The following is a 3,661-nucleotide window of genomic DNA, read 5'->3' on the forward strand; positions in this document are numbered from 1 at the left end:
TTCACGATAACGAGCCAGCGAAAAGGTGTTTGTGGCAAACAATTCTCCTGTATATGTGGAAGCACTAAGCCCCAGACCGAGATAAAACTCTCTGGCAACTGAGGTATACCTTCTGTTCAAATCTTTTCTCAGATAAGTCCAAAGAGTGTCTCTCTTGTAACCGTTTTTTTCTGCAATTTCATCTAATTTATCAAATATCATCAATTCTCTTCGGCTACTGTTTCGCGTATCTCTAAACTTCGTATATGAAAAACGCATCATGGGATATACAGAAATCTGTTGTGGTGAGAGCTTCATAACTTTTTCCAGATCGCTCTGTGCAGCTTTGCCCGAAAAGCTTAACGGGTCAAAGACCAGATCTACGTCGATGAAATCAAAGCCCGCATCAAGAACGTTTGCTAAAGCGAGAAAATTATCCTTTGCAGTATGATCCCGGCCAAAATGTTTGAGCACTGCATCGTTGAAAGATTGAACACCCAAGCTGATATAATTCACGCCTAGTGCTTTCATTTCCCTTAGTTTTTCAACAGAAGCATCAAGCGGGTGAACTTCGAGAGCGATTTCGCCTGAGACATTTTCATGCAGAAAGCTCAGCAGATTTTTAAGGACTTCCAGGTCTCCTGAAGGAGTACCTCCGCCGATGTACAGTGAGTTAAACTGCTTCCTTCCATGTAACAAATACTCTCTCCTGACAAGATCTACGTACTCTCTTGCAAGGACAGCATCGTATTTTAACTTGTGATAAGGGCAAAAATCGCAAAAATGTCTGCAAAACGGCACATGCAAATATAAACCGATTGTTTCGGAAGGAAAAACGTAGCTCGTTAAGCCAATATCCTTTGAAGGCTTAACAGACAATTTGGCATACAACTTCAAAAATTCAAACATCAAAAAGACCTTCTAGTTATTAGGGGTTTCTAAATAAAGTTTACACCTGAGAATATAAGAATGTATCCGTGCATTAGAAACTATTTTCTCTTTATGAGCATAAAAGCTCCAAAAGCAATTAATACTATGCCAAAAACCATTCCTGTACCCAGATTTGTGAAATTCGATATGAGAAAAGCGGCTGACAAAATGCTCAAAATTCCAATGGGAAAGAGGAGTCCGTTATTTTTTCTGCCCTCAGCAAGATATAGCTGGAGCAACCCAAAAGCTGGAGCAAAAATGTAAAGTGCCCAACCGCCTGCTGTTGTAAAACCCGGGAAGAGTACCTCGATAGTTAAAATGGCGGCAGTTGTCAATATTACACCAGCAGGGACTAATAGTCCTGAAATACGATTGTGCAAACCTCTTTCTTCCATTATTATCCCCGGTAGCCAGATAAAAAGAAGCCAGAAATTTGAGCCGAACTGCGGGAAAAAGATAAATACTACGCCCATGACTATGAGTATCAGACCAAATACTATCGTCATACTGGTTTGTCCCTTATTCATTTTTCTCCCCCTTTCGTATTATCCGCATATATATTTCATAATATCACATCCGTTTTTGAACTTGTGAAATTTTAAACAAAGATACTAAAATGAACTACATAGTTGCCTTATAAGTCACAAAATGGGGGTGGATATATGAAAAAAGCATATTTATTCCTGTTTGTGATGGTAATTTGTACCACCTTTGCCTTTTCTTCGGTATATACAACAAAGGAAACTTCAAACATTATAGGGCTTGTAGACACCGCGGTGGTTGAACTCATGGAGAATCCTTCGACGGGTTATTCATGGCAGTTTGAAATCTTTGGCTCTGATAATATCGTATTTCAGGATAAAATAATAGAGCCTTCTTCAGAATCAACAGTGGTAGGAGCTTCGGTAAATGTAAAATGGGTATTTAAGCCTGTGAAAACAGGCAAAGCCACTCTAATCTTCTGGCTTTACAGACCATGGGAAGGAAAAGAAAAGGCTGTAGACCTAAGAGTTTTCAATATTATAGTAGAAAAAAATGAAGAGGTTCCCGGCGAAAGGATTTTGGAAGATTGCAGTGATGTTGTGTACTTAGGGGATGAGATATCGGTAAGTCTTGATGAGAACCCCTCGACAGGGTATTTCTGGCACCTTTTCAATTCCAATCCTGAGGTTCTTTCCCTCAGTGAGGAACTGATTGTGAAATCGGGAAAAATACCCGGTGAACCTTCCATAAAGGTCTGGAAATTCAAAACGATAAACCCCGGCATTTGTTTGCTTGCTTTTCAATTGAAAAAAAGCACTGATGAAAATAGCATTGAAGAGCACTTCATTGGCATCAGGGTTGAAAGTGGAGAGGAGAGGGCAAAAATCAAAGAGCTCAAAAAGGGTACAAATATATTGAATGTTGGCGAAACAGTGATACTTTCCCTTGAAGAAAATGCCTCAACCGGATTCACATGGCACTTGAAGCTTTCCGAAGAAGGTATTGTAGAAATCTCATCAAAAACTGTAACAACCCAAGCCCCACCGGGAGTTGTTGGAGCCCCTTCAAAAGTGAGCTGGTTTATCAAGGCTGTTAAGCCCGGAAAAGTTGCGCTCACGCTGAAAAAATATCGAGGCTGGGAGGGTGAAAACTCGGCAATCGAAAGCCTGACCTACACAATTCAAGTGAAATGACGCTAAATTACTAACCCCCGCAAACAGCGGGGGTTAGTAATTTGCATACAAAGTTTTTAGCTTGCCTTGTTTTCAGACAAAAATCGATCCAACAAGATAGAATGCCATAGAAACAAAATATGCCAATGAAACCAGTAATATCACGGAGAAAATTGTCCATTTCATTCCAACTTCTCTTACAAGAACTCCTAGAGAGGCTACACATGGGACATATAAAAGACTGAAAAGCATAAACGAATATGCCGATAATGGCGTAAAAAGGGTTGAAAGCAAATTTCCCAAATTCTCAGCACCTCCAGCAAGAGCCCCAAGGGTTCCTACAACAACCTCTTTAGCAAGAAACCCAAACATTAAAGCTACGGAACTTTGCCAATTCCCAAATCCGTTAAATTCAAATATTGGAGCGATAGCTCTTCCCATCAGCCCGATGTAGCTATCCTTTGAAGCATAGTCTACACCTGCTGGCAATGAAGCGAGCAACCAAATTATAATAACAGCAGCAAATATAAACGTTCCAGCTTTCTTCACAAAAAGCGATGTTCGTTTCCATGCCTCGGTATTAACCTGCAAAAAACCTGGTACCCTATAAGGAGGCAACTCCATAACAAAAGGAGCCGGTTCCCCTTTGAATATGGTTGATTTCAACACCTTGGCCAAAACAACCATTAAGGTAATCGCTATAATGTACATGGAAAAGACGATTAATCCCTGGTGTGAAGGGAAAAATGTTCCTGCAAATGCGAGGAAAATAGGGATTCTTGCTGAACATGGAATCAGTGGGTTTAGGATAGCCGTGATAATTCTGTCATCTTCTTTTTCTATCGTTCTTGTTGACATAATTGCCGGTACATTACAGCCAAAACCCAAAATCATGGGAATAAACGATTTCCCGGAAAGACCTATCGAATTCATCACTTTATCCATGACAAAGGCAGCTCTAGCCATGTAGCCAATGTTTTCCAATATCGCTATTAACAGGAAGAGGATAAAAATATTAGGAACAAACACCAATACTGAACCCACTCCACCAATTACCCCATCTGCTAGAAAAGACGCTAAAGTGGCGTTTGGGACAG

The 3,661-nt window shown here is 40.3% G+C and carries 4 protein-coding genes; 1 reads left to right on the plus strand and 3 read right to left on the minus strand.

What is annotated here, in order from left to right:
- The coding region (locus AC3LHT_RS08380; protein ID WP_488662569.1) for a radical SAM protein at window positions 1–888 on the minus strand (888 nt) is incomplete at its 3' end.
- Between the two features lie 80 nt (window positions 889–968).
- Window positions 969–1,436 (minus strand): hypothetical protein, encoded by a 468-nt coding sequence (locus tag AC3LHT_RS08385; protein WP_488662570.1) that lies wholly within the window; start codon window positions 1,434–1,436, stop codon window positions 969–971.
- Window positions 1,437–1,571: 135 nt separating this feature from the next.
- On the opposite strand from AC3LHT_RS08385, the gene AC3LHT_RS08390 reads away from it, so the two are divergent.
- On the plus strand, window positions 1,572–2,585 hold the full coding sequence (locus AC3LHT_RS08390; protein WP_290646436.1) for a protease inhibitor I42 family protein: 1,014 nt from the start codon (window positions 1,572–1,574) through the stop codon (window positions 2,583–2,585).
- Between the two features lie 72 nt (window positions 2,586–2,657).
- Here the strand turns inward: AC3LHT_RS08390 and feoB are convergent.
- A partial coding sequence (gene feoB / locus AC3LHT_RS08395) for a ferrous iron transport protein B (RefSeq protein ID WP_488662571.1) occupies window positions 2,658–3,661 on the minus strand: 1,004 nt, incomplete at its 5' end.

The sequence above is a fragment of the Kosmotoga sp. genome (assembly GCF_982836095.1).

What these genes read in the sequence shown, in the direction of transcription:
- AC3LHT_RS08390 (WP_290646436.1), top strand. Translation starts at nt 1,572, where the DNA reads ATGAAAAAAGCATATTTATTCCTGTTTGTGATGGTAATTTGTACCACC.
- AC3LHT_RS08385 (WP_488662570.1), bottom strand. Translation starts at nt 1,436, where the DNA reads ATGAATAAGGGACAAACCAGTATGACGATAGTATTTGGTCTGATACTC.